The sequence below is a fragment of the Nocardiopsis yanglingensis genome (genome assembly GCF_045809185.1).
GTDB classification, from domain to species: Bacteria; Pseudomonadota; Gammaproteobacteria; order Xanthomonadales; family Xanthomonadaceae; genus Stenotrophomonas; species Stenotrophomonas yanglingensis.
In genome coordinates, this window is sequence record NZ_JBJNRH010000002.1 from 386,318 (window position 1) to 412,181 (window position 25,864).

The 25,864-nt window shown below is 67.0% G+C and carries 28 protein-coding genes; 16 read left to right on the forward strand and 12 right to left on the reverse strand.

What is annotated here, in order from left to right; translation table 11 throughout:
- Nucleotides 1–36: 36 nt before the first annotated feature.
- The gene (locus tag ACJ7C5_RS05040) at nt 37–2,130 is read left to right on the forward strand and encodes a TonB-dependent siderophore receptor (RefSeq protein ID WP_412703240.1); all 2,094 of its coding nucleotides are present in this window, start codon (nt 37–39) and stop codon (nt 2,128–2,130) included.
- On the opposite strand, the gene ACJ7C5_RS05045 is transcribed toward ACJ7C5_RS05040, so the two are convergent.
- The gene (locus tag ACJ7C5_RS05045) at nt 2,114–3,631 is read right to left on the reverse strand and encodes an MFS transporter (protein ID WP_412703241.1); all 1,518 of its coding nucleotides are present in this window, start codon (nt 3,629–3,631) and stop codon (nt 2,114–2,116) included. The two genes, ACJ7C5_RS05040 and ACJ7C5_RS05045, sit on opposite strands and share 17 nt — an antisense overlap.
- A gap of 107 nt (nt 3,632–3,738) precedes the next feature.
- Here ACJ7C5_RS05045 and ACJ7C5_RS05050 point away from each other — a divergent pair, with 107 nt between their 5' ends.
- Nucleotides 3,739–4,638: a LysR family transcriptional regulator gene (locus ACJ7C5_RS05050; protein WP_412703242.1), complete on the forward strand. Its 900-nt coding sequence runs from the start codon at nt 3,739–3,741 to the stop codon at nt 4,636–4,638.
- 13 nt (nt 4,639–4,651) lie between these two features.
- Here the strand turns inward: ACJ7C5_RS05050 and ACJ7C5_RS05055 are convergent, their stop codons facing one another.
- From ACJ7C5_RS05055 to ACJ7C5_RS05065, 3 genes are all read right to left on the reverse strand, one after another.
- Nucleotides 4,652–5,530 (reverse strand): LysR family transcriptional regulator, encoded by an 879-nt coding sequence (locus ACJ7C5_RS05055; RefSeq protein WP_412703243.1) that lies wholly within the window; start codon nt 5,528–5,530, stop codon nt 4,652–4,654.
- Between the two features lie 38 nt (nt 5,531–5,568).
- Nucleotides 5,569–6,450 carry an SDR family NAD(P)-dependent oxidoreductase gene (locus ACJ7C5_RS05060; RefSeq protein WP_412703244.1) on the reverse strand — a complete coding sequence of 294 codons (882 nt, stop codon included), beginning with the start codon at nt 6,448–6,450 and terminating at the stop codon, nt 5,569–5,571.
- A 159-nt stretch (nt 6,451–6,609) separates the two neighbouring features.
- Nucleotides 6,610–7,473 carry a DMT family transporter gene (locus ACJ7C5_RS05065; protein ID WP_412703245.1) on the reverse strand — a complete coding sequence of 288 codons (864 nt, stop codon included), beginning with the start codon at nt 7,471–7,473 and terminating at the stop codon, nt 6,610–6,612.
- Nucleotides 7,474–7,603: 130 nt separating this feature from the next.
- Between ACJ7C5_RS05065 and ACJ7C5_RS05070 the strand changes: the two genes are divergently transcribed.
- On the forward strand, nt 7,604–8,983 hold the full coding sequence (locus tag ACJ7C5_RS05070) for an aminotransferase-like domain-containing protein (RefSeq protein ID WP_088024822.1): 1,380 nt from the start codon (nt 7,604–7,606) through the stop codon (nt 8,981–8,983).
- Between the two features lie 29 nt (nt 8,984–9,012).
- Here ACJ7C5_RS05070 and ACJ7C5_RS05075 read toward each other — a convergent pair whose 3' ends face one another.
- Nucleotides 9,013–9,489 (reverse strand): hypothetical protein, encoded by a 477-nt coding sequence (locus ACJ7C5_RS05075; protein WP_125428566.1) that lies wholly within the window; start codon nt 9,487–9,489, stop codon nt 9,013–9,015.
- 114 nt (nt 9,490–9,603) lie between these two features.
- Between ACJ7C5_RS05075 and ACJ7C5_RS05080 the strand changes: the two genes are divergently transcribed.
- The gene (locus ACJ7C5_RS05080) at nt 9,604–10,278 is read left to right on the forward strand and encodes a class I SAM-dependent methyltransferase (protein ID WP_412703246.1); all 675 of its coding nucleotides are present in this window, start codon (nt 9,604–9,606) and stop codon (nt 10,276–10,278) included.
- A 3-nt stretch (nt 10,279–10,281) separates the two neighbouring features.
- Here the strand turns inward: ACJ7C5_RS05080 and smqnr are convergent, their stop codons facing one another.
- On the reverse strand, nt 10,282–10,929 hold the full coding sequence (gene smqnr / locus ACJ7C5_RS05085) for a SmQnr family pentapeptide repeat protein (RefSeq protein WP_412703247.1): 648 nt from the start codon (nt 10,927–10,929) through the stop codon (nt 10,282–10,284).
- Nucleotides 10,930–11,088: 159 nt separating this feature from the next.
- On the opposite strand from smqnr, the gene ACJ7C5_RS05090 reads away from it, so the two are divergent.
- Together ACJ7C5_RS05090 and ACJ7C5_RS05095 are read left to right on the forward strand one after the other, a co-directional pair.
- A complete protein-coding gene (locus tag ACJ7C5_RS05090) occupies nt 11,089–11,865 on the forward strand; it encodes a DeoR/GlpR family DNA-binding transcription regulator (RefSeq protein ID WP_412703248.1) in 777 nt (258 codons plus the stop codon).
- Nucleotides 11,866–11,876: 11 nt separating this feature from the next.
- The gene (locus ACJ7C5_RS05095; protein ID WP_412703249.1) at nt 11,877–13,010 is read left to right on the forward strand and encodes an MFS transporter; all 1,134 of its coding nucleotides are present in this window, start codon (nt 11,877–11,879) and stop codon (nt 13,008–13,010) included.
- A 9-nt stretch (nt 13,011–13,019) separates the two neighbouring features.
- Here the strand turns inward: ACJ7C5_RS05095 and ACJ7C5_RS05100 are convergent, their stop codons facing one another.
- The 5 genes from ACJ7C5_RS05100 to ACJ7C5_RS05120 form a co-directional block, all read right to left on the reverse strand.
- The gene (locus ACJ7C5_RS05100; protein ID WP_412703250.1) at nt 13,020–14,525 is read right to left on the reverse strand and encodes a PepSY domain-containing protein; all 1,506 of its coding nucleotides are present in this window, start codon (nt 14,523–14,525) and stop codon (nt 13,020–13,022) included.
- 11 nt (nt 14,526–14,536) lie between these two features.
- Nucleotides 14,537–16,675: a TonB-dependent receptor gene (locus tag ACJ7C5_RS05105; protein ID WP_412703251.1), complete on the reverse strand. Its 2,139-nt coding sequence runs from the start codon at nt 16,673–16,675 to the stop codon at nt 14,537–14,539.
- A gap of 129 nt (nt 16,676–16,804) precedes the next feature.
- Nucleotides 16,805–17,200 carry a DUF2946 family protein gene (locus tag ACJ7C5_RS05110; RefSeq protein WP_412703252.1) on the reverse strand — a complete coding sequence of 132 codons (396 nt, stop codon included), beginning with the start codon at nt 17,198–17,200 and terminating at the stop codon, nt 16,805–16,807.
- Between the two features lie 211 nt (nt 17,201–17,411).
- Nucleotides 17,412–17,666, reverse strand: coding sequence for a hypothetical protein (locus ACJ7C5_RS05115; protein WP_005408345.1), 255 nt, complete (start codon nt 17,664–17,666; stop codon nt 17,412–17,414).
- Nucleotides 17,667–17,677: 11 nt separating this feature from the next.
- A complete protein-coding gene (locus ACJ7C5_RS05120) occupies nt 17,678–17,902 on the reverse strand; it encodes a hypothetical protein (RefSeq protein WP_082783348.1) in 225 nt (74 codons plus the stop codon).
- Nucleotides 17,903–18,389: 487 nt separating this feature from the next.
- Between ACJ7C5_RS05120 and ACJ7C5_RS05125 the strand changes: the two genes are divergently transcribed.
- The 7 genes from ACJ7C5_RS05125 to ACJ7C5_RS05155 all read left to right on the forward strand — a co-directional run bounded on the left by ACJ7C5_RS05125 (nt 18,390) and on the right by ACJ7C5_RS05155 (nt 23,939).
- Nucleotides 18,390–20,726 carry a VapE domain-containing protein gene (locus tag ACJ7C5_RS05125; protein ID WP_412703253.1) on the forward strand — a complete coding sequence of 779 codons (2,337 nt, stop codon included), beginning with the start codon at nt 18,390–18,392 and terminating at the stop codon, nt 20,724–20,726.
- A gap of 156 nt (nt 20,727–20,882) precedes the next feature.
- Entirely contained in the window at nt 20,883–21,110 is a 228-nt protein-coding gene (locus ACJ7C5_RS05130; RefSeq protein WP_242891786.1) for a hypothetical protein, read from the forward strand.
- A gap of 40 nt (nt 21,111–21,150) precedes the next feature.
- On the forward strand, nt 21,151–21,789 hold the full coding sequence (locus ACJ7C5_RS05135; RefSeq protein WP_061479757.1) for a deoxynucleotide monophosphate kinase family protein: 639 nt from the start codon (nt 21,151–21,153) through the stop codon (nt 21,787–21,789).
- A gap of 154 nt (nt 21,790–21,943) precedes the next feature.
- The gene (locus ACJ7C5_RS05140; RefSeq protein ID WP_061479756.1) at nt 21,944–22,327 is read left to right on the forward strand and encodes a hypothetical protein; all 384 of its coding nucleotides are present in this window, start codon (nt 21,944–21,946) and stop codon (nt 22,325–22,327) included.
- 354 nt (nt 22,328–22,681) lie between these two features.
- Nucleotides 22,682–23,110, forward strand: coding sequence for a Mor transcription activator family protein (locus tag ACJ7C5_RS05145; protein WP_232460607.1), 429 nt, complete (start codon nt 22,682–22,684; stop codon nt 23,108–23,110).
- Nucleotides 23,107–23,457, forward strand: coding sequence for a hypothetical protein (locus tag ACJ7C5_RS05150; RefSeq protein ID WP_057501923.1), 351 nt, complete (start codon nt 23,107–23,109; stop codon nt 23,455–23,457). Before ACJ7C5_RS05145 ends, ACJ7C5_RS05150 begins: the two co-directional genes overlap by 4 nt.
- Nucleotides 23,454–23,939, forward strand: a complete 486-nt coding sequence (locus ACJ7C5_RS05155; protein ID WP_412703254.1) for a glycoside hydrolase family 24 protein — start codon at nt 23,454–23,456, stop codon at nt 23,937–23,939. Before ACJ7C5_RS05150 ends, ACJ7C5_RS05155 begins: the two co-directional genes overlap by 4 nt.
- 80 nt (nt 23,940–24,019) lie before the next feature.
- Here the strand turns inward: ACJ7C5_RS05155 and ACJ7C5_RS05160 are convergent, their stop codons facing one another.
- Nucleotides 24,020–24,220, reverse strand: coding sequence for a hypothetical protein (locus ACJ7C5_RS05160; protein ID WP_412703255.1), 201 nt, complete (start codon nt 24,218–24,220; stop codon nt 24,020–24,022).
- Between ACJ7C5_RS05160 and ACJ7C5_RS05165 the strand changes: the two genes are divergently transcribed.
- From ACJ7C5_RS05165 to ACJ7C5_RS05175, 3 genes are all read left to right on the forward strand, one after another.
- Nucleotides 24,219–24,566 (forward strand): hypothetical protein, encoded by a 348-nt coding sequence (locus ACJ7C5_RS05165; RefSeq protein WP_156476665.1) that lies wholly within the window; start codon nt 24,219–24,221, stop codon nt 24,564–24,566. The genes ACJ7C5_RS05160 and ACJ7C5_RS05165 overlap by 2 nt on opposite strands.
- Nucleotides 24,567–24,682: 116 nt before the next feature.
- A complete protein-coding gene (locus ACJ7C5_RS05170; RefSeq protein ID WP_412703256.1) occupies nt 24,683–25,237 on the forward strand; it encodes a hypothetical protein in 555 nt (184 codons plus the stop codon).
- On the forward strand, nt 25,234–25,824 hold the full coding sequence (locus ACJ7C5_RS05175) for a phage baseplate assembly protein V (RefSeq protein WP_097048678.1): 591 nt from the start codon (nt 25,234–25,236) through the stop codon (nt 25,822–25,824). Before ACJ7C5_RS05170 ends, ACJ7C5_RS05175 begins: the two co-directional genes overlap by 4 nt.
- Nucleotides 25,825–25,864 lie beyond the last annotated feature (40 nt).

Here is a 25,864-nt window from a genome sequence, read left to right on the forward strand (position 1 = left end):
TAATCCGCCGTCACCGCCCTTCCAGGATTCCTGACGATGCCCGCCCTGTCGCCGCGCCGCCCGCTGCTGTACACGCTCGCCCTGCCCACCCTGCTGGCCTCGGCCATCGCCCAGGCCCAGGACAACCCGGCGGCACGTACCCTGGACAAGGTAACGGTGGTGGCCGAGCGGGCCAGCACCGCAACCAAGACCGACACCGCCCTGACCGAGACGCCGCAGGCGATCAGCGTGGTCACCCAGCAGCTGTTCACCGATCGCGGCGCGCACAACCTGCAGGAAGTGCTGCGCTACAGCGCCGGCGTCACCGCCGATGCCTGGGGCCTGGATACCCGCAACGATGCCACCTCGGTGCGCGGGCTGGACCCGGTGCAGTACCAGGATGGCCTGCGCCGCAGCTACGGTTTCAGTCCCCTCGCCCGCCCGGAGATCTACGGCCTGGAACGGGTGGAAGTGCTGCGCGGCCCGTCCTCGGTACTGTACGGTGCCGGCGCCACCGGCGGCATCATCAATGCGATGAGCAAGCGCCCGACCTTCGGCGCCCTCAACGGCGAGGTCGGCGTGCAGCTCGGCAATTTTGACCGCAGGCAGCTGCAGGGTGACATCGGCGGCGCATTGAACGATGCCGGCACACTTGCCGGCCGCTTCGTCGGCCTGGCGCGCGAATCGAACATGCAGACCGATGTATTGAAGGACGATCGCGTCTATCTGGCGCCATCGATCAGCTGGCGTGGCGAACGCAGTACGTTGACCCTGCTGGCCAGCTACCAGCGCGACAAGACCGGATCCAGCCAGCAGTTCCTGCCGCTGGCTGCGACCCTGCTGGCCCCGCCCGGACGCCGCCTCGACCCGTCCACCTTCATCGGCGATCCCGGCTTCGACCGCATCGACTCGCGTGTGTACAGCCTGACCGCGCTGTTCGACCACAGCTTCAACGACACGCTCAGCCTGCGCTCGGCAGTGCGTTACATCGATGGCAGGACCACCCTGCAGCAGATGTACGTGGACAGTTACAGCAATCCGGCTGATCCCTTCATCGACGCCGAGCGGCGCGTGGTCAACCGCACGGCCTATGGCACCCGCCCCGACGTGCAGATCTTCAGCGCCGACAATGCGCTGCAGTTCGACTTCGCCACCGGTGCCTTCCAGCACCTGCTGCTGGCCGGTGTGGACTACAGCCAGTACAAGGAGCAGCTGCAGCGGCTGGACGCCACCGGCACGCCGATCGACATCTACACCCCGGTATCGGTCGCACCGATCGTGCGTGGCTGGGATCGTCAGCCAGACCAGACCTCCACCCAGCTGGGTGTCTATGTGCAGGACCAGATCCGCTGGGCCGACCGTGTCTCGCTGGTGCTGGGCGCGCGCCGCGACCATGCGCGCTCGAAGACGGAAGGCCAACCCAGCCAGACCGACAACGCCACCACCTATCGCGCCGGGCTGATCGGCGAACTCGGCGCGGGCGTTTCGCCCTACCTGAGCTACAGCGAATCGTTCCTGCCGGTCTCGGGCCAGGATCTGTTCGGCAACGCCTTCAAGCCGATGCGCGGTCGCCAGTCCGAGGCCGGCATCAAGTGGCAACCGGCGCGCAACCTGCTGCTGACGCTGGCGGCGTACCGCATCACCGAAACCAACCGGCAGACCAACGACCCGGACAACGTGTTGAACGTGGTGCAGACCGGGCAGATCCGCTCCAAGGGCGTGGAGCTGGAAGGCCAGTTTCAGTTCGCCAACGACCTGACGGTCACCGCCTCCGTTGCGCGCAACGAGGCCGAGGTCAGCCGCAGCAACTTCGCATTGGAAGTGGGCCAGCGCCTCAACGACACTCCGCAGGACCTGGCCTCGGCCTGGGTGTCGAAGGGCTTCCAGCTGGATGATGCCGCACGCCTGCGCCTGGGCCTCGGCGTGCGCCATGTCGGCAATACGGTGTCGCTGGGCAATGGCGGGCGCATCATCACGCCCAGCTACACGCTGGCCGATGCATTGCTGGAAGTGCAGGTGACCGACTGGACGATGGCATTGAACATCACCAACCTCACCGGCAAGCGCTACTACGCGCCGTGCCGCACCTTTGGCGACTGCTTCGCCGGCTACCCACGCGTGGTGACCGGCACCATCAGCTATCGGTTCTGATCACGGCCAACGCTGGCCGCCGCAGCAGCAGATGCAACAGCACAGCGCATGCGGCGGTCAGCAGCGCCAGGACACGCAGCAATATCGCCAGCGCCTCGGCACTGGCCTGCTGCAGTTGTGCGCCGCTCATCGCAGGAAGCAGTGCCTGTGCCTGTGCATGCGCACCCGTCGCCAGATAGGCACCGGCGCGCGCCAACGATGCGGGCGATGCTCCCTGCAGCTGGTGGCCGATCAGCAGCGCAAGCAAGGCAGTGACTGCGGCCAATGCGATGCCTTCACCGGCCACCCGCACGGTTCCGAAAATGCCGGCGGCCATGCCCGCACGCTGCACCGGCACCACACTGACCGAAAGCCCATCCATCAAGCCCCACGGCAGGGCCGTTCCAGCGCCGATCAGCATCAGCAACGGCACCCACTGCGAGGGCGACGGATGCGATGCGTGGCGCGACAACAGGTACAGGCCAGAGGCACAGACCAGCAGGCCCAGCGTGCACAGCCGTGCACTTCCAACGCGCTCCGCCCAGCGCGCAGCCAGCATCGGCAGCACCAGCATCGGCGCGGACAAGGCCAGCATCTGCAGCCCGACCAATGTCGCGCTCTGTGCATGCACGCCCAGCAGCTGCAAAGGAAGTACCACCAGCAGCACCACATAGCCGAAGCAGGTTGCGACCGGCAGCAGCTGGACACCCAGGAACGCCGGTTGCGAGAACAGTGAGAGGTCCAGCAGCGGTGAGCGGTGCAGTCGTTCGATGCAGACGAACACTCCACCCAGCAGCAGCGTCGCCAATAGCGCCAGCTGCACGCGCACGGCATGCAGGCCGAATTCACCCAGCCACAGCAGGGCCAGGGTCAACGCCGCCAGCATCAGGCTGAAGCCCAGCATGCCGCCGACATCCAGCCGCCCGCACTCGCCATGGCTTTCGGGCAACGCGCGCGCCCCCACTGCGAAGGCCGCCAATGTCAGTACACCGCCTGCGGCGAACACACTGCGCCATCCCAATGCCTGCAGCAGCAGACCGGCGAGCAGCGGCCCCAGCGCCAACCCCGCACCGAATGTGGTGCCCAGCAGGGCGAACACACGGGCACGCTCCGGCCCTTGCCAGGCATGCGCCAGCGCAGCCGTGCCCGATGCCAGCGCCGCTGCAGCGGCAACGCCCTGCAGCCCGCGCGCCAGATCCAGCCACAGCAGCGTAGGGGCCAGGCAAACGACGGCCGTGGCGATGCTGAAGCCCGCCGTACCCAGCAGGAACAATCGCCGCCGACCATAACGATCGGCCAGGCCACCGGCAGCGAGCAACAGGCTTCCGAAGGTGAGCATGAAGGCGTTGGTGACCCACGCCAGCGCAGTCGGCGACGACGCCGCGGAACGGGCCAGCGCCGGCACCGCGACGGCACCGGCCGAGAAGGACAACGGCAGCGCCAGCGCGGCCAGGCAGACGGCAAGCAGCGCCCACCGCTGCTGCGTGTGGGAAGGTACGGGAAGCATCGAAACCGGGGCCATGCGGGCCTCTATCCATCAGGGGCATTGATGATGGACAGGACGCTATTCCTGAAAAACAGGCTCGATGGACGTTGATTACGGCCCATCGTTCCGTAATCATGCCCAGCATGGATTCCATCTCTGCCCTGCTGGCCTTCGTCCGTACCGCCGAAGCAGGCAGCATCGTCGGCGCCGCTCGCGTCCTCGGCCTGTCCGCGTCGGCCGTGGGCAAGCGCATCGCCCGCCTTGAACAGGAACTCGGCACCCGCCTGTTCCAGCGCACCACCCGCCGCGTGCACCTCACCGACGAAGGCGAACTGCTGTTGCAGCGCTGCCGGCGTGCACTGGACGAGCTTTCCGAAGCACAGGCGGATCTGGCGCAGCGACAGCACGCCCCAAGTGGACTGCTGCGCATCGGCCTGCCCACCATCGGCTACCGCTTCCTGTTGCCGGTACTGCCGGGGTTCCAGCAGCGCTACCCGCAGGTGCAGCTGGAACTGGACTTCAACGATCGCATCGTTGATGTGGTCAGCGAAGGCCTCGACGCGGTGATACGCAGCGGTGAACTGGCCGATTCCAGCCTGACTGCACGCCGACTGGGCGGGTTTCGTTTCATGCTCTGCGCAGCGCCTGGTTATCTACAGGCGCATGGCATTCCCGGCGACGTGAGCGATCTGCGCCTGCATACCGCGCTGCGTTTCCGTTACCCCACCACCGGAAAGCTGCACCCGTGGCAGCTGCCGGGTATCGAAGGCGATGCCGGAGCGCGCCTTCCCACGGCGATGACCTGCAACAACATGGAGGCCGTACTGGCCGCTGCGATCGGTTGCATGGGCCTGGCCTGGATGCCGGACTTCCTCGCAGCCGGCGCGCTGGCCGATGGCCGCCTGCAACAGGTGCTGCCTGCGCTACCCACGCACCAGGGGCAGTTCTCGTTGCTCTGGCCCGGTGGGCGCCATCCCAGTGCACGCCTACGAGTGTTCATCGACTACGCCGTTGCCAACCTGTTCCGCGGCGACGAGGCGTAGCAGCTCCACAGAATCAGTTGGTGCCCGCCGTCTGCAGGAAATTGCGCAGCACCGGCGACGGTTGTTCCGGCCTCATGCAGAACTGCAGGGCGAAACGGGCGGCTTCGCTCTCCAGCACGCGATAGACGATCTCCTGCGGGCGGAAGCTGGCCATGCTGGCCGGAACGATCGCCACGCCCGCCTCCACCGCCACCAGCGACAGCACCGCGTGCATGCCCTGCGCTTCCTGCACCAAGCGCGGGGTGAAGCCCGCAGCGGTACACAGGCCCAGCACCTGCGCATGAAAGCCGATGCCCTCGCCCGCCGGCCATGAAACTAACGGCTCATCGGCGAGCATCGCCACGCTGACCTCCGGCGCGTTGGCCAGCGCATGTGCACGCGGCAGCGCAATCGCCAGGCGGTCGTGGTCGAAGTCGTACAGCACCAGCTCGGCGGCGGGAATCGGTGGGATCAACACGCCGACATCGATGCGCTGCTCACGCAGCCACAGCTGCTGCTGACGCGAGGTCGCTTCCTGCAGATGCAGCTGCACCTGCGGGTACTGCTGGCGGAAGCGGCGGATCAGGCCCGGCAACCGGCCATACAGCGCACTGCCCACATAGCCCACGCACAGACTGCCGGACTGTCCGGCGGCGGCTTCGCGCGTGCGCTGCAATGCCTGCTCGGCCTGCTGCAGCGTTGCCCGCGCCTCCACCAGCAGCGTCTGCCCGGCCACGGTCAGGCCCAGGGTACGGTTGCCGCGCACGATCAGTTCACTTCCGAGTTCGTCTTCCAAGCGTCGTATTGCCGCGGTCAGCGGCGGCTGCGACATGTGCAGGCGGGCTGCGGCGCGGTGGAAGTGCAGCTCTTCGGCCACGGCCACGAACTGGCGAAGCAGGCGCAGGTCGATCATCTCGATGCAGGCAGTGGGAACCCGCCTAGGGTACGCCCTCAGCAGCGCGCGTCCACGCTGGCGCGGGCAATGGCTGGCCATTGCAGCGCCACCGACTCGATGCTGTCGGCACTGACCGCGCGCAGATCCCGCGGATACGCCACATGCTCGGCCTCCTGCAGGCGCAGTGCGTGGAACTGGCCATTGCTTGCGCGCAGCACCCAGCCGCCGTCCTGGCAGCGCGTGGACGCCAGATAGGCCACGCCCTGCGCGACCGCGTCCGGATGCAGTTCGTCGGGCTCGCCGTCGATGCCCCACATGCGCGTCTTTGCCACCGGCGAAACCGCGTTGACCACGATGCCATGCTCGGCGCCTTCCAGCGCCAGCACATTGACCAGGCCCAGCGCCGCCAACTTGCCCATCGCGTAAGCGGACAGCCCGCGCTGTGCGTACTGCGGATACAGCGCGCGATCGGAGGTGGTGATGACGATGCGCCCACCGCCCGCCGCGCGCATTGCCGGCCACGCCGCCTGCGCCAGCCACAGCGGCGTCTTCGCGGCCAGGCACAGCATCTGCTCCAGCGCCTCGTCCTCGATCGCTTCCAGCATCTGGTACTCGACCCAGCCGGCGTTGTGGATCAGGAAATCGATGCGGCCGTGCTGCTGTAGCAGATCCTGCACCAGCCCATGGCAGCCCACGCGATGGTCGATGGGACCGCTTGCGGCCTGCACCGGCAAACCCTGCCGCTGCAGCGCTTCGACGCTGCGCAGGATGCCCTGTGGATCGGCACCTCGGCCATCGGTGCCGGCACCGACGTCATGCATCACCACATACGCGCCACGCTCGGCCAGCAGGCGGCTGTAGGCCAGGCCCAGTCCACCGGCGGCACCGGTCACCAGGCCCACCTGGCCTTCGAAGGAAATACGAGAAATTGGCTGCATCGGCACAGCTTCGGCCAAGCGCACCGCACTCGGCCAATACCGTTGACCACCGCGCACGATACGCCCGCGCTATCACTGGAAAAGGGGACGGAGGGGATCAAGTCGCTTCCGGCACATAAAGGGCAATAGCGACTTAATCCCCTCCGTCCCCTTTTTCGTTCAGCGGCTGAAGCGGCGCGCGCCGGCCACGCAGATCACCGCGACCACGGTCACCAGCACCATGCTGAGGCTGACCGCTTCGTGCAGCAGCAGCGCGGCCAGGGCCAGGCCGAAGAAGGGCTGCAGCAGCTGCAGTTGGCCGACGGCGGCGATACCGCCCTGCGCCAGACCGCGATACCAGAACAGGAAGCCGACCAGCATGCTGAACACCGCCACGTAACCCAGTGCCCACCACGCCGACGCACCGACGGCGGCGAACGAGGCCGGACGCATCAGCACTGTCAGCGGCAGCATCACCGGCAAGGCCAGCAGCAACGCCCAGCTGATCACCTGCCAACCGCCGAGATGGCGGGCAAGCCGGCCACCTTCGGCATAGCCCAGCCCGCACACCACGATCGCCGCCAGCATCAGCAGGTCGGCCTGCAACGACGCCTCGATGCCGTTGCGCACCGCATAGCCGACCACGCAGGCACTGCCCAGCAGCGAGAACAACCAGAACGCCGGGCGCGGTCGATCGCCGCCGCGCAGCACGCCGAATACCGCAGTGCTCAATGGCAACAGGCCGAGGAACACGATGGTATGCGCCGACGACGCATGGCGCAGCGCGAGTGCCGTCAGCAGCGGAAAGCCGACCACAACGCCGAGGCTGACCACCACCAGCCCCGGCAGGTCATTGCGCCGCGGCCATGGCTGGCGCAGCAGAAGCAGCAGACCCAGGCCAAGCACGGCGGCGATGGTGGCGCGTGCGGCAGTGACGAACCCGGCATCCAGCTGCAGCACCGCCAGGCGGGTGGCCGGCAGGGAGCCGGCGAAGATCACCACACCGATGAAGCCATTGATCCAACCACTCGCCGACCGTTCCACGCCTGTACTCCTGCAATGCCGGGCGGTCCCGGCGGGATTTCCATGAGAGCAGCTGTGACCCCGCCACCCCAGCTACAATCCAGTACAGTCGCAAGTAACTGTACTGCCCACACTTCCACTACAGCCCGCCATGCCACGCCCCCTGACCCGCATCGAATCCGTCATCCAGGCGGTACGCACCCGCATCAACGCGCGGGTCGATGGCCCCGGCTCGCGCCTGCCTTCGGTACGGGCGCAGGCGGCGGCAATGGGGGTATCGGTCTCCACCGTGGTCGAGGCCTACGAGCGCCTGGCCGCCGAGGGTGTGATCAGCGCGCGCGCGGGCTCGGGCTTCTACGTCAGCGGGCCGGTCGCACCGCTCGCGCTGGCCGAAATGGAACCCCGGCTGGATCGCGCCGTGGACCCGCTGTGGGTGTCGCGGCAATCGCTGGAAACACCGGCCGGCCATCTCAAGCCGGGCTGCGGCTGGATGCCCAGCGATTGGCTGTACCAGGACGGCATGCGCCGTGGCCTGCGTCGGCTGGCACGCGTCGACGCAGCGCATCTGGTCGACTATGCCGGCCCGCTGGGCCTGCCGCCGCTACGCCAGCTGCTGCAGCGACGCGCTGCCGCGCTGGGCATCGATGCGCCGATGGAGCAGATCCTGCTGACCGAATCCGGTACGCACGCGGTCGATCTGCTCTGCCGCTTCCTGCTCAAGCCCGGCGACTGCGTGCTGGTGGATGACCCCAGTTACTTCAACTACCACGCGTTGCTGAAGGCACACCAGGTGCAGGCCATCGGCGTGCCGTACACGCACAGCGGCCCGGACCTGGAGGCGTTCGCGCAGGCGCTGCAGGCGCATTCGCCGCGGCTGTACATCACCAACTCCGGCCTGCACAACCCGACCGGCGCGGTGCTTTCCGCGAGCACCGCACACCGCCTGCTGGGCCTGGCCGAACGCAGCGAACTGATCATCGTCGAGGACGACATCTTCGCCGACTTCGAACTGCAGCCAGCGCCGCGACTGGCCGCGCTCGATGGGCTGTCACGGGTGATCCACGTCGGCAGTTTCTCCAAGACGCTGTCGGCAGCCTCCCGCTGCGGCTACATCGCGGCACGCCATGACTGGATCGAGGCGCTGACCGACCTGAAGCTAGCAACCAGCTTCGGCGGTGGCCATCTGGCCGCGCAGTTGATGCACGTCGCGCTGACCGACAGCGGCTACCGCCGCCACATGCAGTCGATACGTTCGCGCCTGGCCGATGCGCGCCGGCACACACTGCGGAAACTGCAGACGCTGGGCATCACGCCGTGGCTGCAGCCGGAAGCCGGGCTGTTCCTGTGGTGCCAGCTGCCCGATGGCCGCGATGCCGCCGCACTGGCCCGGCAATGCCTGCGCGAGGGCATCGTGCTGGCACCGGGCAACGCGTTCAGCCAGTCGCAGCGCGCGGCCGACTATGTGCGTTTCAACGTTTCGCAGTGCCAGGACCCGAGGATCTGGCAGGTACTGGCGCGGGAACTGCGCTGAGCCGAGCACCGACCAGGCAGCGTCCACGCTCAGTCGCCCCGCAGGTAGGTTTCCGCTGGAATTTCCATCAACTCCGGACCCGAGAGCATCGCCCCCTTCAGATCGGCGCCCGCGTTCAGGGCATTGTTGATGGCGTTGAGCGACGAACTGCGTTGGCAGATCGCCTTGAATGCGCCACGTGGTCCCTGGTGGTACATCTTCAATGCACGCTCGAGACCCTCCGCCACTATCGGCTCGCAGTCCAGCGGCAGTTCATGCAGGACGCCCTGCCCGTCGCGCGCGGTGAATGTACGCGGCAAACGCACTCCCAGTTCCATATGCGCGATCAGGGCCATGGCAAATGCTTCCGGCAGCCAGATCAGCAGACGGATCACCAACCCGCGGGCCACGCCACGCGCGACCAGGTCCCGCTCGGCCTGTTCCTCATCGACGTCTTCCCGGCCAAGCAACGACAACGCGAGCTCGAAGGCCTCGGTCGAGGGCATTGGAGGTGGGCGATGTTCCATTTGCTGTGTCCTGCAGCTCCAGACAGGCGCGCACCTTAGGCAAAGCAGCGCCGGCGCGCAATGCCTCTTGCGCGCCGCGCTACAGTGGTATGTCCCCTCCGCAGGAATCCGCGCATGTCCACGTTCTCCGACCCACAGGCGGTGGCCCGCTATGCTGACGCGCCGCTGCGCCAGGTGCCCGGCTTCCTCGCGTTGCAGCAGATGAGCCGCCTGCTGCTGGCCGAACGCGTCCCTGCTCAGGGCCGCGTGCTGGTGCTCGGTGCGGGTGGGGGGCTGGAGCTGAAGGCTTTTGCCGAAGCGCAGCCGGGCTGGCAACTGCTCGGCGTGGACCCTGCTGCGCCGATGCTGGCCCTGGCCGAGCAGACACTGGGTCCGTTGAACACACGCGTCGAATTGCTGGAGGGCTACATCGACGATGCCCCGGATGTGCGCTTCGATGGTGCCAGCTGCTTGTTGACCCTGCACTTTCTCGATGCCGCGCAGCGCCTGCACACGCTCCGCGAACTGCACCGGCGCCTGCAACCCGGCGCGCCGCTGGTGGTGGCGCACCACAGCGTGCCACAGGACCCGGCCGGCAAGCTGCGCTGGTTGCAGCGCTACGCGGCGTTCGCCGAAGCCTCGGGGGTTGCCCACGCCGATGCGCAGCGCGCGATCGACGCCATTGCCGAGCGGTTGCCGCTGCTGGCACCCGAGCAGGAGGTCGCACTGCTGCAGGAGGCCGGCTTCGACGGTGTGGAGCTGTTCTATGCAGGCTTCAGCTTCAAGGGCTGGGTGGCGTACGCCGGGTGATGCCTACGGCACCACCGTAATGCCGATGCGCTGCATCAACAGCGCCACCTGCTGCACATCCAGCGTGGCGCCGCGCAGATTGGTGCTGCGCAGGTCCAGCTCACCCAGCTCCGAGTTGGTCAGGTTGCAGTCGGTGAAGTTGGCACTGTTCCAGTCGATACCCTCGAACTGGCCCCCGGACAGATCCGATCCTGCGAAGCTGGCACCGCTCACGTTGGCGCCGTCCCAGCGGTTCTCCCACAGTTCGCACTTCTCCAGCGTCACCCGCGAGAAATTGGCGTAGCGCAGGTTCGACTTCTTGATGAAGGCGCTGCAGAACCAGCTGCGCGTGGTGATCTGGTTCATGAAGCTGGCGTTGCTGAAATCAGCGCCCTGCGCGCGGCACTCGCTGATCTCCAGGCCCAGCGCCTTGATGAAACTGAAGTGGCACATGCTGATGTCGCAGCTGCGGAAGCTGGCTTCCTTCAGCGTGGCGCCATTGAAGCGGCAGCCCGCGCGGGTGTCGGCGTCATAGAAGCTGCAGTTGATGAACTCGGTACCGGTCAGGTCGGCGCCGGAAAAATCGCATTCGTGGAACTGCTGGTCGACCACTTTCTGGCCGATGTACTGGTCCGCGCCGATGCGCAGCTTGCGGTGAACGGTGGGGGACATCAGGGATTCCATGCCAGGGGCCCCGTCATGATGCCGGGCCGCGAGGGCGATCCATAGACGCTGGCGCGGTCGGGTTCACCGGCAGTCCAGCCGTTCTGTGTCCACTCCCGCCAAATGCACGATGTTGCACGTTAATGCACGAACGTGCAGACTTGCGTCATGAGCTCCGATCCCAGCCCCCTCCCCGCCCAGCGGACCCAGCAGATCCTCGAGGAACTGCGCCAGCAGGGCCGCGTGGTCGCCGCCGAACTGGCGCGCCGCTATGCCGTCTCCGAAGATTCGATCCGCCGCGACCTGCGCGAGCTGGCCGCCCAAGGCCTGTGCCAGCGCGTCTACGGCGGCGCCGTGCTGCCGCCGCCCAAGGAACGGCCGCTGCGCGAGCGCCTGACCCGCGACCGCGGCGACAAGGCCGAGCTGGCCGCCCGCGTCTGCGCGCTGCTGCAACCGGGCCAGGTGGTACTGCTCGATGCAGGCTCGACCAATCTGGCGATCGCCCAGCAGTTGCCGGCCGCTCTCGGGCTGACGGTGATCACCAATACCCCACAGATCGCCACCGCCGCCAGCATGCTTGAAGGCACCTCGGTGCAGCTGATCGGCGGCCGCCTGGCCAGCGGTGGCGGCGCGGTCGGTGCCGAAGCGTTGGCCCAGGTGCAGCGCCTGCGTGCCGACGTGTACCTGCCCGGCCCATGCGCGGTGGACGGTGACACCGGCGTGTGGGCGATGGATGCCGAAGAAGCCACGCTGAAGCGCGCGATGGTGGCCTGCAGCAGCCGCGTCATCGTCGCTGCCACCACCGAAAAGCTCGGTGCGCGCGGCAACTGGCAGATCGCCAGCCTGGACGAGATTGACGACCTGGTGCTGACCACCACCGCACCGCCCGCACTGGCGGCTCGCTTCCGCGCCGCCGGTATCGCGGTGCACCCCACGCCTCCCTGACCGTACCGCTCATGTCCCTTGCCAACCGCGCGCGTGCCGAACAGCACGCGACCCGCGCCGCATTCTTCATTCCCGGCTTCGCCACCGCGCTGTGGGCCACCCTTGTGCCGTTCGCAAAGGCACGCACCGAGATCAATGACGCCACGCTGGGGCTGGTGCTGCTCTGCCTCGGTGCCGGCTCGCTGCTGGCGATGCCCTTGTCCGGCGTGCTGGCCGCGCGCCTAGGTTGCCGCCGGGTGATGGTGGCCAGCAGCCTGCTGATCTGCCTGACCGTGCCCGGCCTGGCCCTGGCGGGTTCGGCGTGGACGCTGGGCCTGGTGCTGTTCGTGTTCGGTGCGGCCGTGGGCGCGATGGACTGCACGATGAACGTGCAGGCCGTCATCGTCGAGCGCGAAGCACGGCGGGTGATGATGTCCGGCTTCCATGCCTTCTTCAGCATCGGTGGCTTCCTCGGCGCGGCAACCATGACCGTGCTGTTGTCCGCACAGCTGCCGCCACTGGCATCGGTGCTGATCGGCGTTGGCGCCATGTTGCTGGTGATGCTGCTGTCGGCGCCGTACTGGCACAGCGAACGCATGCCGCACGACACACCGATGCTGGCCCTGCCGCACGGCATCGTGCTGTTCATCGGCGTGCTGGCGTTCGTCGCTTTCCTCGGCGAAGGCGCGATGCTGGACTGGAGCGCGGTCTTCCTCAGCGATGTGCGTCGCGTCGATGCCAGCCTTGCCGGTATCGGCTATGTGACCTTCACCCTGACCATGACCGTCGCACGACTGTTCGGCGATGCACTGGTGGCGCGCGTGGGACGACAGCGCGCGATTGTCTTTGGCGCTCTGCTTGCCGCTGCCGGCGTGCTGGTGCTGACCCTGGTCACGCCGTGGCAGGCGTCGCTGGCAGGCTATGTGCTGGTCGGCCTTGGCTGCGCCAACATCGCGCCGGCCCTGTTCTCGCTGGCTGGGCACCAGACGCGCATGCCGGGTGCGCTGGCGATTACTGCCGTGTCCACGCTGGGCTTTGCCGGCATCCTTGCTGGCCCGGCCTTGATCGGCTTCGCCGCCAACCATTTCGGCCTGATCGCTGCGTTCATCGGCGTGGCCACGGCCTTGTTGCTGGTGGCAGTGTCCACGCGCTGGCTGCGGGTGTAGCCCGCGGCATCAACGCCGTCTGCGCCGCAGCTTCATCCGCAATCGCCGATAGCCGATCACCGTCGCCGTGGCACACAACGCGGTGCCGGCAGCGCTCAGCAGCAGCAACACCGCCAGCCGGGCACCTTCCTGGCGCAGCATCGCCGGCAGATCCCAACTGTGCAGGAAGTAGAACAGCCAGCGCCCCACCCGCTCGCGATGCCCCATCGTCAGCAACGGATCGCCGGTGGCCAGGTCGAGATAGACGCGCGTCGCCTCGGCATCGCCGAAGTCCACCACTGCTACCGGGAAGCGGCGTACCGCTGCACCATTCATGGCCTCGGGCGCACGCGGATAGAAGTAGGCGTCCGCTGCACGCTGCACCACGAAACCCTGCATCGGCGCATCGGACAGCGCCCGCACCCTCTGCTGCAGCCACGCCGCCGGCAGCAACCGAGCAACCTGCAGATGCCCATCGCTGCCAGACACGATGCGGGTATCGCCATTCCCATCCAACAGCACCGCGAACAGCTCGCCTCCGATGCGGCGCCACTGTATTTCCACCGGTTGGAAGCGCTCGGCATCGGCTGCGGCCAGAAGTGTCGCCGGCTTACCCAGCGCGCCATCCACCGCCACCGTGCCACCGCGATAGCGTCCGCTGTCGATCGCTTCACGCGTGCTGCTGAAGACCCCCAGTGGATTCATCGACATCAGCCCGCTGAATATCCAGGTAAACACGAAGGTCGCAGCCACCAGCCCGATCAGATGGTGCCAGCGCATCCATGGTTCGACATAGGGCGTCTTCGCACCGGAACGGTAACGCCCACGGAAACGCCAGCGCCACAGGCCCACCACGATGCCGCTGACCGCCGCCACCGTGCACAGCGCAGACAGCACGATCACCACCCACGTCCACACCGGATCCACCGACTGCATGCGCAGGAAATACAGCCAGTGCAGCCAGGCACCCACGTAGTTCCAGCGCTGCTGCACATGCGGTGCGTCCAGCACCACTTCGCCAGTGTGCGAAGACACATACAGGTCACCGGGCTTCGTACCCCCCACCTCCACCCGGTACAGCGGCCGGTGCGCGTCCAGCGCGCGCGAATGCGTCCAGCGGTCCTCCTCCACGCGCATTGCACCGACAAAGGCCGGGCCGCCAGCAAACTGTGCCGCTGACGCTTCGGCGCGCTGTGCCGACACTGGCAGCAAGGCCTGGCCGGTGACGGCTGACCACGCCCCCACGTTGCTTCCCGTGCGCACCACATACGCAGGCTCGCCACGCAGCGTGGTCAGTGCCACGGCCTCCGGCTCGGCCTGCACGGCGGCAGGCAGCACCGACAGCCCGTGCAGATCGCGGGCCTCCGGCAGCACCGGCAACGCCGCCAGCCGCTCACCCGGCGTCAGCTTCGGGTAGCCGATGAACAGCATCACCATGCCGCTGACGAACCACAGCAGCATCAGCAGGCACCCACCAATGCCCAGCCAGCGATGCACCAGATAGGTCCAACGCTTGGCAGTGGATCGCAGCGACATGGTGCGCGTCCTCAGAAGCGATGGTCGACGGTGAACTCGACGCGGCGATCCGCGCCCAGCAGCCACTGCGTGCTGGTGTAGTACGCGGTGGCGTAGTACGCCTTGTCGAACACGTTGAACAGCCGAGCGGACAGCCGTGTGCGCGGTGCCGCCTGCCAGGTCAGCGCAAGGTCAGTGGTGCTGTAGCCGGGAAGTTCCAGCGTGTTGGCATTGTCGGCGTAGCGCTTGCCGACATAGCGGACGCCCGCCGCTGCACTCCAGTCCGGCAGGAACTGCCAGCTCAACCATGCGTTGGCCAGGCGCTCGGCCACGTTCGGCGGCACGTTGCCATCACGCGACACCAGCACCGCCGGCGAACCGGTGGTTTCCAGGAAGTCCTCGAACTCGGCCTTCAGTACCGTGGCGTTGGCATCCAGCGACCAGTGTGGCGCGAAGTTCCAGTTCAGCGACGCCTCGATACCGCGCGAGGTCTGCGCGCCCACCTGCACGCGGCGATCCGGCACCAGCGGATCGCGGCTGAGCAGCCCGGTCTTGCGGATGCGATACGCCGCCAGCGTCCACTCGCCACCGTCGAAGGCCTGCTTCAGGCCCACCTCGATCTGCCGCCCCTTGGCCAGACCGAAGGCACCGTTGGCCGGGCTGATCATCAGCAGTCCGCTGACCGGGTCCGCCGCCTGCGAGTACTGCGCGTACAGGCTCAGCGTCGGCTGCAACGCGAACACGGTGCCTGCGCGCCAGCCGGTGCTGCTGTAGGTCTTCGAGAACGCGTTCTGGCCGCTGATCAGATCGGTGCGGTCGATGCGCGCGCGGTCGTGGCGCAACCCACCCAGTACCGACCAGCGTTCGCTCAATGCCAACCGGTCTTCCACGAACAGCGCGTACTGCTCGGCGCGGTTGCGATAGCGCGGCAGGTCCGGCGCATCGCTGGCGAACTGGCCCGGCACCGGATCGAACGGGTCAACCGGGCCCGAGCTGCCGGCATAGGTGTTGTTGGTGTGCTTGAAGTGTGCGCGGTTGGCATCAAGCCCCACGGCGAAGCTGTTGGCCAGGCCCGCGATGTTCTCTTGCACCCGCAGGGTCGAGGTCAGTCCTGTCTGGTCCTGGTTGTGCGTGATCTGGGTGTTGCCCGAGCGATCGATCAAGCCGGTGGCCGGGTTGTAGACATAGGCTTCGGCATTGCGCCAATCGCGCTGGCTGTCGATCTGGTAGACGCGGGTGCGCCATTCGACGTTTGCGTTCGGTGTCCACAGCGCGTCGAGCTGGGTCCAGCGATCACGGTAGCGGATCTCGCTGTCTTCCACGTTGTAGTTGCGATGGCGCAGCGCTTCCAGTTGGCGGCCATCCACCAGCGGCGTGCCGAAGTAGCGCATCGGTTTCTGGTAGCCCTGCGCATGGGTGAGGGTCAGCTGCAGGTCCTGCCGCGGCTGCCACAGCAAGGCACCGGAAAAGGTCGCGTCACTGTTTCGGCCACGGTCAACCCAGCCACCGCCGTAATTGCCACTCACATCCAACCGATAGGCCAGGTCCGGGGTCAGCGCACCGCCGCTGCCGAAGCCCAGGCGCGCAGTGTCCTCGCTGCCCACGGTCACGCTGATCTCGTTCTCGATGGCGCCACGCGTGGGTTTCTTCGGAACGATGTTGATCACGCCGCCGATCGCACCATCGCCATGGATCACCGAGGCTGGTCCACGCAGTACTTCGATGCGCTCGATCGACCAGGTATCGAACGGGAAAGTGATGCCCACGCCACCGTACTGTCGCAGCCCGTCGTACAGGCGCATCACCGAGGCGCCATCGGTGAAGCCGCGGCTGGACAGTGCACTCAGACCATTGCCCGGGTGCGGCATGGCACTGATCGCACCGGCGCGGCTGATCGCATCGTTGAGGTTGCTGTCGCCCCGCTGTTCCAGCTGTTCGCGCGAGATGACGGTGAGGCTGGCCGGTGTCTGCAGCACGCTCAGGCCCAGCGCGGAACCGGCGTTGGCGGTGGATGAAAGCTCACCACTGCGGGTATCGATTACCCGCACGGTATCCAGCGTGGTTGGTGGGGCCGCATCGGCGGCAAGGGCTGGTACGGCGTGCAGCAGGGACATGCACAGCGCAGGCAGCGCCGCCCTGCGCAGGCGCGCGGAGTTGGGTTTGGTTTTCATTTGTTCACGGCATGCAAGGCCACCCCGCAGTGGCAGGGCAGCAATCAGAAAGGGACAAACACGCGCGTGCGGGCGCCGGCCGTGGCCGGCAACCTCATGGAAAAACGTTCAATGCAACGCGCGTGCGGCTCAGGCGGCCGTGAAGGCCGGTGGCCCGCGCGCTCCCAATGTGCCGCTGATTGGTTGCGGCAGCGCCCCCACCGCACCGCGCAGCGCGCGGCACACCTGTGCCATCGGCGCCAACAACAGCAATGCCGCCACCAGCAGGGTGATCAGCCGCGCAGCGATCAGGCAGTAATCGCAGTCCACACCCATCTCATGGTCGGCGTGTGGATCGGCAGCCGGCTTCGCTTTCGATCCCCCGTGCTGCATTGCCATCGCGTGATGGTCGTGGTGCCCTTCCATCGCGTGCTGCGCATGCTCTGCGTGCATCGCGTGATTCATGGCTGCCACCGGTGCGGTGGTCGCAACGTGGCCATGCGCCAGCCAGCGGCTCACCAGTGGGGCGAGCAGCACCAGCAGCATGGCAAGCCATGCCAGGACCTGGAACCGGCGGTGGAGGACAGAACGACGCACACCCCCATTCTACGGGGGGATGACCAACCTTGGACCATGTTCAGGGTTTCCAGAAAGATGGTGCGACGTTATGACGCAGCCTCGGACGCAGGCGCTCTCCATGGCCCCAAGGGGGGACGGAAGGCGACCTTACGGCCCCTTCCGTCCCCGCATCGCATTGCTAGAACCGCGCGGGCTGCTGCACCGCACGTTCCAGGAACATGACGCCCGCCTGCAGGCTGTTGCGGGCGTTCTCCAACCAGCGTTCCGGATCGGCCACCGCGAATCGCTCCTGTGCATCCACATCACCCGAATCGGCCAGGTCGGCCAACTGCAGATGGATGTGGTTCTCCACCAGGCTCACCAGCACGGCGAGCTCGGCCGACAATCCGGCGATGCGTTCGGTGAAGCCAGCGTCGTTGCTGTTCAGAGACATGTCCCCTGTTCCTATGCGTTGCGGTGTTGATGGATGGCTTCGAAACGCTCGGCACAGGCAGGCCCACAGAACAGCCTGGCCGGATCGTTGTCGAAGTCTTCGCTGCAGTCCGGGTTGTGGCATTCCCCAATGGGTGAGAGAGGAGCAACGTTGCTGGCCCGCGTTGCGTGCCGGGCCAATGCGCGTTGCAGATGGCGCGCTTCAAATTCCTGCGCTTCGTCGATGGTGTCCGTCATGCCAGCTGTATTTTATCGGGGGGTGGTCGCACCGATTGAGAACGCCGCGACGACAGTGGAAAACGCGGGCTCGGCATCGGATCGGCGTTCGCAGTTGCAATGGATTTCAGGCATGCAGGCTCCTTGTGCATGGGTGCCCCGAGGGGCGGTGGATTGAAACGAAGGGCCGTCTCTGACGGCGGTCGCATCATCGGAAAAGCGGTTCTCGCCAACTGCGACGCAACGTCGCGCAGGCGACGATCTGCGCACGTCATCGCAGATCCATCGCCCGCTGATAGTCTTCATCCGGCTCAGGGATGCAAGGTACTGGAAGGTGTTGCAAATGGTGTCGTTTTCCGACACCATGATCACGTCATCTCCCTCCACCTTGCCCTGGCCACGTCGCGTTGGTCCGCCGTCGCGTGGCCGGCATACGGCAGGCATTGCACAGCGCATTGGCCACTACCCGCTGCGGTGGACCGATCCACGTTCCAAGGGGCCCCGTCGAATGCACACACCGCACCCAGCGCAGGACATCGTTCCCGCGTTCCTGCAGGCCATGCACGCGCACGGCATCGTGCCGGATGCGCGCGGCCGCGACGCACTCAACGCCGATGGCACGCTGGTGCGCTTCCATGTGGAAGGCGACCGCCGTGGCACCCGCAATGGCTGGGCCGTGTTGTTCGGAGACCACGTGCCGGCCGGTGAGTTCGGCAGCTGGCGCACTGGCAGCCGCCATGCCTGGTGTGCGAAGCCGGAAACCACACTGAGTGCTGCCGAACAGCGCGCGATCCGGCAACGCCAGGAAGTCGCCCGTACCGAACGGGAACGGCAGCAGCGCGAACGAGAGGAGGCCGCAGCCAAGGCCGCCAACGTATTGTGGAACCGCGCCCTGCCCGCAGACGTGCACCATCCCTATCTGATGCGCAAGGGTATCCACGCGCATGCGCTGCGTGTGGCGGCATGGCCCGTGCGCAACAGCGACGGCCTGGTCTTCCGCTACATCGACAATGCCCTGCTGGTGCCGGTGATGAACGCCACGGGCCGGATCGTCTCACTGCAGGCGATCTTTCCGCGCACGGATCCGGCACTCGGCCGCGACAAGGACTTTCTCAGCGGAGGCCGCAAACAGGGCTGCTTCCACGTCATTGGCAAGCCGCTGCCTGGACAGCCGATCGCCATCGCCGAGGGCTACGCCACGGCGGCGTCAATCCACCAGGCCACGGGCGGGTGCGTGGTGGTGGCTTGGGACGCAGGCAATCTCGCTGCGGTCGCCCGTGCCTGGCGCAGCGCGGTTCCCGATGCCGACTTCGTCATCTGTGCCGACAACGACCGATGGACCCGGCAACCGCTGGACAATCCCGGTGTCACCCACGCCACTCGCGCTGCCGCAGAGATCGACGCGCGCGTGGTGTGGCCCGAGTTCGCCGCGCTGCACGACGACGATGACCGTCCGACCGACTTCAACGATCTGCACCTGCGCGAAGGACTGGAGGCAGTGCGCACCCAACTGCTCCCTCGGCCGCCTGCCATTACCGAGGAAAACACTGCGGAAGAGGATGCGCCATCGTCGTCCAACGCACGCTACCAGGTACCCGGCAACCTGTCCGCATTCGATGCCTTTACTCCGTTCCCCGACACCGGCGCGCGCGGACGCCCGCTGCCGACCGCGCGCAATCTGGCCGAGCTGTGCCGGCGCACCGGCGTCACCGTGCGCTACAACGTCATCCGCAAGGATCTGGAGATCCTGGTTCCGGGGCTGCAGAGCACGGTCGACAATGCCAAGGAGGTGGCCGCCGGTGAAGTGATGGACTGCATGCACCGCGCCGGCATGGCCATCGCCAGCTTCGAGACCAACCTGTGCCAGGTCGCCGAGGCCAATCCGTACAATCCCGTCGCCAGCTGGATCACCTCACGGCCCTGGGATGGCCAGTCCCGCCTGCAGGCGTTCTTCGACACCGTGCAGGAAGCTCAACCCACGCGCATGGCCGACGGCCGCATCCTGAAGGAAGTGCTGATGCGTCGCTGGCTGATCTCCGGCGTGGCCGCGGCGTTTGAGCCGGACGGCGTGGTAGCGCGTGGTGTGCTGACCTTCGTTTCGAAACAGAACCTGGGCAAGACGCGCTGGGCACGGCAACTGGCACCGGCCGAGCTGCAGTTGATCGCCGATGGCGTGGTGCTCGATCCGGCCAACAAGGACAGCATCAAACAGGTCATCTCCAAGTGGATCGTGGAACTGGGCGAAGTCGACGCCACGTTCCGTCGCACCGATATCGCTGCGCTGAAGTCGTTCATCTCACGCAGCCACGACGAGATCCGCCGCCCGTATGCGCGCACGGAATCCCGCTATGCGCGGCGCACCATCCTGTTCGCCAGCGTGAATGACGAGCGCTTCCTGCGCGACGCCACCGGCAACACCCGCTGGTGGACCGTGCATGCCGTGGGCCTGGGCGAACCGGCACGGATCGACATGCAGCAGGTGTGGGCCGAAGCCCATGCGCTCTACTGCGACGGCGAGACCTGGCACCTGTCCAGCGAGGAACTGGATGCGCTGAACGCCACCAACAGCGAGCACGAACCGATCTCTCCGATCGCCGAGCTGATCGACCGCTACTTCGACTGGTCCGTCCCTGCCGTGCAGTGGAGCGCACAGTACCGTGCCACCGAGATTGTCATCGCGGTCGGCATCGACAAGCCGAACCGCCGCGAGGTCAACGAGGCCGCCGCCTATGTGGTCAAGCGCCATGATGTGCGCACGAAGGTGGTCGGCAAGGAACGGGCCAAGGTCTGGTTGATGCCACCGCGAAAGCTCAACCTCGCCGGGCACGCAGCCGGTCCGTTCTGATGCCATGAATCCATGACGGCCATCAGATCGACCGCAGCAGCGCTGAGTGTCACCTCGCTCCATCGGGATGATAGTAGATGAAAGGTGTTGACTAGGGCGACCCACAGAGGCAAGATGTCCGTATCGGCTTCGCCACCTTCCAGGAGCGCTTCCGCCATGCCTCGTCCCCGACTGCATGCCTTCGAAGGTGAGCAGCTGACCGTGCAGCAGATCCACCAGCGGGTACCGGTGCTTTCCGAACGCACCATCCGCGACCACCTTGCTGCCGGCCGCCGTACACGTTCCGCCATGCTGAGCTTCGACCCGATCGCGGCGGCTGCCCGAGGTGGTCGCATCACCCAGCGCATCCTGCGCGCGCGCAGCGCGGCCGGTCGCGATTCCTGACCCGCCCGCACTGCCGAATTTCCCCAGGAGTAGATTCCGCATGATTCCCGCCTCCCTCGACAGCGGCCATCGCATGATTGCCGACACGCTGGCTGCGTTCCGTACCGGCCCCGCTCTGGGCAGCATCGCGCTGCGAGCGGCTCCGCAAGCGCGTCCTCCGCTCTATATCGGCATCGCCGGCGGCAGGCGGGCCGGCAAGGACACCCTCGCCAACGGACTGGCCTCGGCACTGGCACTACCCTGCGACAGCTTCGCCGCCCCGCTACGGCAGTTCGTCGCCTCCCTCCTCGGGTTGTCGCTGCGTGAACTGGACAACCGCAAGGAGGACGCCATCGACTGGCTGGCTGAATTCACTCCACGCCACCTGATGCAGGCCGCCGGCATCGAATGGGGGCGTGATCGCGTCCATCCCGAGCTGTGGGTACGTTCGCTGTTCGCACGCCTGCCAGCGGGCGGCCTGGTACCTGATGTCCGCTTCGCCAATGAAGCACATGCGATCCGCCGCCGCGGCGGTGTCGTGATCCGCGTCAACCGCCCGGGCCATGGTATCCATCAGACCCACACCAGCGAGCAGCCACTGCCCGATGAACTGATCGACATCGAGGTGAGCAACGACGGTAGCCAGGCCGATCTGGTACGCAGGACGCTGGACCAGCTGCTCTCGCGCGGCGTGATCTGAGCCTGGAGCAAGGCCGCGTTGCCCTGCCGCGTGCCCTGTCCCGCCCGCAGGTTCCGACCCATCGTCGGCGAAAATGATGTAAGGTCGTCCCCCATCACCGACGACACCTGTCGTCACCCTGCATCCCCAACCCCGTTCGCAAAGAGGAAATGCCATGGAGGTCGAACAGTTCACGTCGACGCGCCTGAAGGCCATCGAGTTGTTCAAGTCCCAGCCCAAGGGCGGCAAGGACACCGTGAGCCTGGACGCGATCTTCATCTCGCTGTGCTCGCAGGCCAACGCCCAGAGCGACGCCGGCAGCGCCAGGCAGGCACGGACCGCCGCACGCCCCGGCAGCCAGCAGCCGCCCGCGCCGTGGTTCACCGAAACCCTCGCTGCCTTGAAGGGCAAGGGCGAGTCGATCACCGTGGCGCGTTTCCTGATGTTCGCCAACCGCTTCCCGGTCAAGCGCATGGACCAGGTCAATGCCGCCCGCTGGCTGCGCGACGCGGGCTACATCCCGCGCAAGACCGGCGGCAACCTGGTGTTCGACCTTTGATCCAGCTCCACCTGCAGTCCTGAAGCCCCGGCATCGTCCGGGGCTTTTTCGTTTCAGGGCCCGCTCGCCTGCATGAGGACGGCCCATGGGGCGTCGTCCTCACCCTGTACCTGCCGCATCTCCTTGATCTGCTCTTCCTTCCGCCTTGTGAGGACCACGAGTACGAAAGGAGGGGAAAACATCGGTGGCAACAGCCAGCGGTTGCAAGGCATCACACCGCGCCCTGCAGCACTCCTCACCCGTCCTCGCGGCGCCGATGAATGTCTTCAGCACACAGCCGAAAGTAGATGAAAGGTGTTGACTGAAGGGGCGGGATGGCAACAGTGGAGATCAATGCCACTGACGACATCCTTCATGAACGCCCTGCCCGACAGCATCCAGACCCTGGCCGAGGTCATCGGCGAATCCGCAGCCCTCACGCTGGTGCGTGCATGGCCGCCGACCACCTCCAGCACCACCGGCCGCCACCGCGTCATCGTCTACGTTCCATCCACCCTGCCTGATCAGCATCGCCTGATCGACATCCTCGGCCACGACGTCGCCCAGCGGCTGGTCGCGCATTTCGGTGGCGAGCTGCTGTTCCTGGCCTCCTGCTTTGCCGCCGGCGCGCACGAACGCCGCGATCAGATCGCGCGTGCCGTGGCCAGCGGCATGCCGCGCGAACATGTTGCACGTGAGTTCGGTGTCTCGCAGACCACCATCAAGCGCGCCCTGCGCGGCGCCCGCTCCGCGCCACCGCCGGCGGTCCACCCGGCCCTGCTCAAGGGATACGCGCGCGCATGAACGAAAGCGACCTGCTGGCCGGTGTACCGGACTGGGCCAAGTACCTGGGGGGAACCTCGGGCGTGCTGATCGCGGTATCGCTGTGGCTGCGCCAATGGTTGTCGTCGGCCAAGGTCGACCGTACCGCCGATGAAGCCACCAGCAACACGCTGCGCACCCTGCAGGAGCAGCTTGCCGCCGAACGCACCCGCGCCGACGGCCTGATGCACGAACGCGAGGCAATGGCACAGGAGATCGGCCAGCTGCGCGGCGAGGTCAGCGCCCTGCGCGCACAGATCGTCCAGCAGAGCGTGCAGATAGATGCGCTGCTCGCGCTGGTGCGCAAGCAGCCGGGAGCTGCCGCATGACGGCCGCCGCAGCCAGCGCCCTCGGCGGCGCCAATGTAGTCGCATTCCTGGACATGCTGGCCGTGTCCGAAGGCACCGACATCCCCAGCCAGCGGTCGAGTGACCGTGGCTACGACGTGATCGTCGGAGGCCAGCTGTTCAACGACTACCGCGACCATCCCCGCGTGCTGGTGTCGCTGCCACGCTATGGCATCAAATCCAGCGCCGCCGGCCGCTACCAGTTTCTTCGCAGCACCTGGGACGACCTGCGCGCGCGACTCGGCCTGCCCGATTTCGGCCCCGTCTCGCAGGACCGTGCAGCAGTCGCCCTGCTCAAGCAGTGCGGGGCCTACGAGCTGATCCGGCTGGGACGCTTCGATGCCGCCGTCACCGCGGCACGGCGCATCTGGGCGTCGCTGCCAGGCGCCGGCTACGGGCAGAAGGAGCACGCACTGGAAACACTGCGCGCGGCCTACCGGGCCGCCGGCGGATCCCTGCAGTGACGCCCCTCGCCCTGCGGTTCCGAATCGGCCTGCTGGTCCTGGCCGGAAGCCACGCAGGCTGCGCCTGGCTGGGGTGGACGCTACGGGACCACAGCGCAGACCTCGCCGTTACCAGCACCCAGGCCGCACAGCAGGCATCGCGCGCTGATGCGGCGCAGGCCGCCCATCAGCAGGACCTCGCCAACGCCCGCGCCGGTGCTCGGGCCGAATCGCAGCGCTTGGCCACGCAGGCCCAGCGCACCCGGCAGTTCAACACCCTGCAACAGGACATCGAGACCCATGCCAAGACGCCTGGCCGTGATCGCGGCGACGCTGATGCTGAGTTCGTGCGCATCTGGCGCGAAGCCAACGCCGGCCGCGCCCTGCCTCGTTGATCTCAGCATCGCACCGGCGCAGTTGCGTGCGCCGGACGAGCTGCCAGACCTGCAGGCAGCTACTGATGATGCACTGCTGCGCAATCACGTTGCGGTCGCGCGGCAGTACCACGCGCTGGCCGATCAACTGCGAGCGCTGCTGTGCAGCCTCGGCAGTCAGCGCGGCATCACCCTCAACGGCTCGGCACCGGTAGCGCCTCCAGGCTGCGGCGTCGCCGCCGGCAACAACCACGGCGCCGCGCCGGCCTTCTGACCCCGCCGCGGGCGGCCACGCCTGCAATGCCGTGCCCATCCGGTGATGGCAACACTGGCTGCAGACCGCGCGTGCCACGCGGCCACGCCCTTCCACCATTCACTACATGAGCTGATATGGCGACTGACTCCCCCTCTCCGACGCTCGACACACTGCACGGCGCCATCGAAGCCGCCATCCGCACACGCTTTCCGGACTTCGCAACCGTCGAGTTCTATCGCGAGGCCAGCAGCGAAGGCATGCCCACACCGGCCTGCCTGCTGGCACTGACCCGCTGTGACCGCAGCCGGGAAGGCAATGACGGCAGCGGACTGCTGCAGGCGGTGCTGCGTTTCGAGGCACGCATCGTCGTGTCGGCCGGTAGCACCGCCGGCGCGCTGCAACTGCGCAATGCCGCGATTGCATTGGCCACCTGGCTGCACCAGCTCGGCCGCTTCCACGGTGCCTCCAGCGGTGCGATCGACGTAATCGCGGCCCTGCCCGAAGACGCCGCAACCGCACAGGCCGGCCTGCGCAGCTGGGTCGTCGAATGGTCACTGCCGGTCGCGCTGGGCGACAACGCCTGGGACGATGAAGGAGGCGTAGTGCCACAGGCGTCCTACAGCTTCGCGCCAGAGATCGGCCGTGCCCATGCAGCGCGCTACCAGCCCCTGCCGGAACGCGCACCATGAGCGCCGAACACGCACGTTTGATCGGCAACCTGCTGATGATCGGTGTGGTACGCGAGCTGGACGAAGCGAATGGGCGTGTTCGCGTCGATGCCGACGGCATGCTCACCGACTGGATTCCCTGGCTGGAACGCCGGGCCGGACCCGGCGTGCGCAGCTGGTGTGCCCCCGAACCCGGCGAGCAGGTGGTACTCGCCTGTCCCTATGGCGACCCCGGCCAGGCACTCGTGCTCGGCAGCCTGTACCAGGACCGGTTCCCGCCGCCCGCCGACTCGCGACTGCGGCAGCGCACCGAGTACGCCGACGGCAGCATCGTCGAGTATGACCAGGAAACCGGCACGCTCAACGTCCATGTTGGCAGCGGCAAGGTCACTGTCACCTGTGCAAGTGCGCAGGTGATCGCCAGCGAATCGATCGTGCTCGATACGCCGTCGATCAAGGCGACTGGCAACCTGGACGTCACCGGCGCGATCAGTGCGGGCAAGGACATCAGCACACCCGCCGAGATCAAGGCAGGTGCCATCGGGCTGAAGGCACACACGCACACCGCGCAGGGGCCGACCGCTCCCACCACGCCGGCGCAGGCCTGATCGGCCACGCCTGCAATGCCCTGAATACCCGCACTCCACG

What these genes read in the sequence shown, in the direction of transcription:
- ACJ7C5_RS05105 (WP_412703251.1), bottom strand. Translation starts at nt 16,675, where the DNA reads ATGAAAACCAAACCCAACTCCGCGCGCCTGCGCAGGGCGGCGCTGCCT.
- ACJ7C5_RS05140 (WP_061479756.1), top strand. Translation starts at nt 21,944, where the DNA reads ATGGAGGTCGAACAGTTCACGTCGACGCGCCTGAAGGCCATCGAGTTG.
- ACJ7C5_RS05060 (WP_412703244.1), bottom strand. Translation starts at nt 6,450, where the DNA reads ATGCAGCCAATTTCTCGTATTTCCTTCGAAGGCCAGGTGGGCCTGGTG.
- ACJ7C5_RS05120 (WP_082783348.1), bottom strand. Translation starts at nt 17,902, where the DNA reads ATGACGGACACCATCGACGAAGCGCAGGAATTTGAAGCGCGCCATCTG.
- ACJ7C5_RS05110 (WP_412703252.1), bottom strand. Translation starts at nt 17,200, where the DNA reads ATGCTGCTGGTGCTGCTCGCCCCACTGGTGAGCCGCTGGCTGGCGCAT.
- smqnr (WP_412703247.1), bottom strand. Translation starts at nt 10,929, where the DNA reads ATGTCCCCCACCGTTCACCGCAAGCTGCGCATCGGCGCGGACCAGTAC.
- ACJ7C5_RS05080 (WP_412703246.1), top strand. Translation starts at nt 9,604, where the DNA reads ATGTCCACGTTCTCCGACCCACAGGCGGTGGCCCGCTATGCTGACGCG.
- ACJ7C5_RS05045 (WP_412703241.1), bottom strand. Translation starts at nt 3,631, where the DNA reads ATGGCCCCGGTTTCGATGCTTCCCGTACCTTCCCACACGCAGCAGCGG.
- ACJ7C5_RS05155 (WP_412703254.1), top strand. Translation starts at nt 23,454, where the DNA reads ATGACGGCCGCCGCAGCCAGCGCCCTCGGCGGCGCCAATGTAGTCGCA.
- ACJ7C5_RS05160 (WP_412703255.1), bottom strand. Translation starts at nt 24,220, where the DNA reads ATGGGTCTCGATGTCCTGTTGCAGGGTGTTGAACTGCCGGGTGCGCTG.
- ACJ7C5_RS05040 (WP_412703240.1), top strand. Translation starts at nt 37, where the DNA reads ATGCCCGCCCTGTCGCCGCGCCGCCCGCTGCTGTACACGCTCGCCCTG.
- ACJ7C5_RS05125 (WP_412703253.1), top strand. Translation starts at nt 18,390, where the DNA reads ATGCACACACCGCACCCAGCGCAGGACATCGTTCCCGCGTTCCTGCAG.
- ACJ7C5_RS05055 (WP_412703243.1), bottom strand. Translation starts at nt 5,530, where the DNA reads ATGATCGACCTGCGCCTGCTTCGCCAGTTCGTGGCCGTGGCCGAAGAG.
- ACJ7C5_RS05115 (WP_005408345.1), bottom strand. Translation starts at nt 17,666, where the DNA reads ATGTCTCTGAACAGCAACGACGCTGGCTTCACCGAACGCATCGCCGGA.
- ACJ7C5_RS05150 (WP_057501923.1), top strand. Translation starts at nt 23,107, where the DNA reads ATGAACGAAAGCGACCTGCTGGCCGGTGTACCGGACTGGGCCAAGTAC.
- ACJ7C5_RS05170 (WP_412703256.1), top strand. Translation starts at nt 24,683, where the DNA reads ATGGCGACTGACTCCCCCTCTCCGACGCTCGACACACTGCACGGCGCC.
- ACJ7C5_RS05130 (WP_242891786.1), top strand. Translation starts at nt 20,883, where the DNA reads ATGCCTCGTCCCCGACTGCATGCCTTCGAAGGTGAGCAGCTGACCGTG.
- ACJ7C5_RS05070 (WP_088024822.1), top strand. Translation starts at nt 7,604, where the DNA reads ATGCCACGCCCCCTGACCCGCATCGAATCCGTCATCCAGGCGGTACGC.
- ACJ7C5_RS05135 (WP_061479757.1), top strand. Translation starts at nt 21,151, where the DNA reads ATGATTCCCGCCTCCCTCGACAGCGGCCATCGCATGATTGCCGACACG.
- ACJ7C5_RS05095 (WP_412703249.1), top strand. Translation starts at nt 11,877, where the DNA reads ATGTCCCTTGCCAACCGCGCGCGTGCCGAACAGCACGCGACCCGCGCC.
- ACJ7C5_RS05175 (WP_097048678.1), top strand. Translation starts at nt 25,234, where the DNA reads ATGAGCGCCGAACACGCACGTTTGATCGGCAACCTGCTGATGATCGGT.
- ACJ7C5_RS05165 (WP_156476665.1), top strand. Translation starts at nt 24,219, where the DNA reads ATGCCAAGACGCCTGGCCGTGATCGCGGCGACGCTGATGCTGAGTTCG.
- ACJ7C5_RS05090 (WP_412703248.1), top strand. Translation starts at nt 11,089, where the DNA reads ATGAGCTCCGATCCCAGCCCCCTCCCCGCCCAGCGGACCCAGCAGATC.
- ACJ7C5_RS05050 (WP_412703242.1), top strand. Translation starts at nt 3,739, where the DNA reads ATGGATTCCATCTCTGCCCTGCTGGCCTTCGTCCGTACCGCCGAAGCA.
- ACJ7C5_RS05100 (WP_412703250.1), bottom strand. Translation starts at nt 14,525, where the DNA reads ATGTCGCTGCGATCCACTGCCAAGCGTTGGACCTATCTGGTGCATCGC.
- ACJ7C5_RS05145 (WP_232460607.1), top strand. Translation starts at nt 22,682, where the DNA reads ATGAACGCCCTGCCCGACAGCATCCAGACCCTGGCCGAGGTCATCGGC.
- ACJ7C5_RS05075 (WP_125428566.1), bottom strand. Translation starts at nt 9,489, where the DNA reads ATGGAACATCGCCCACCTCCAATGCCCTCGACCGAGGCCTTCGAGCTC.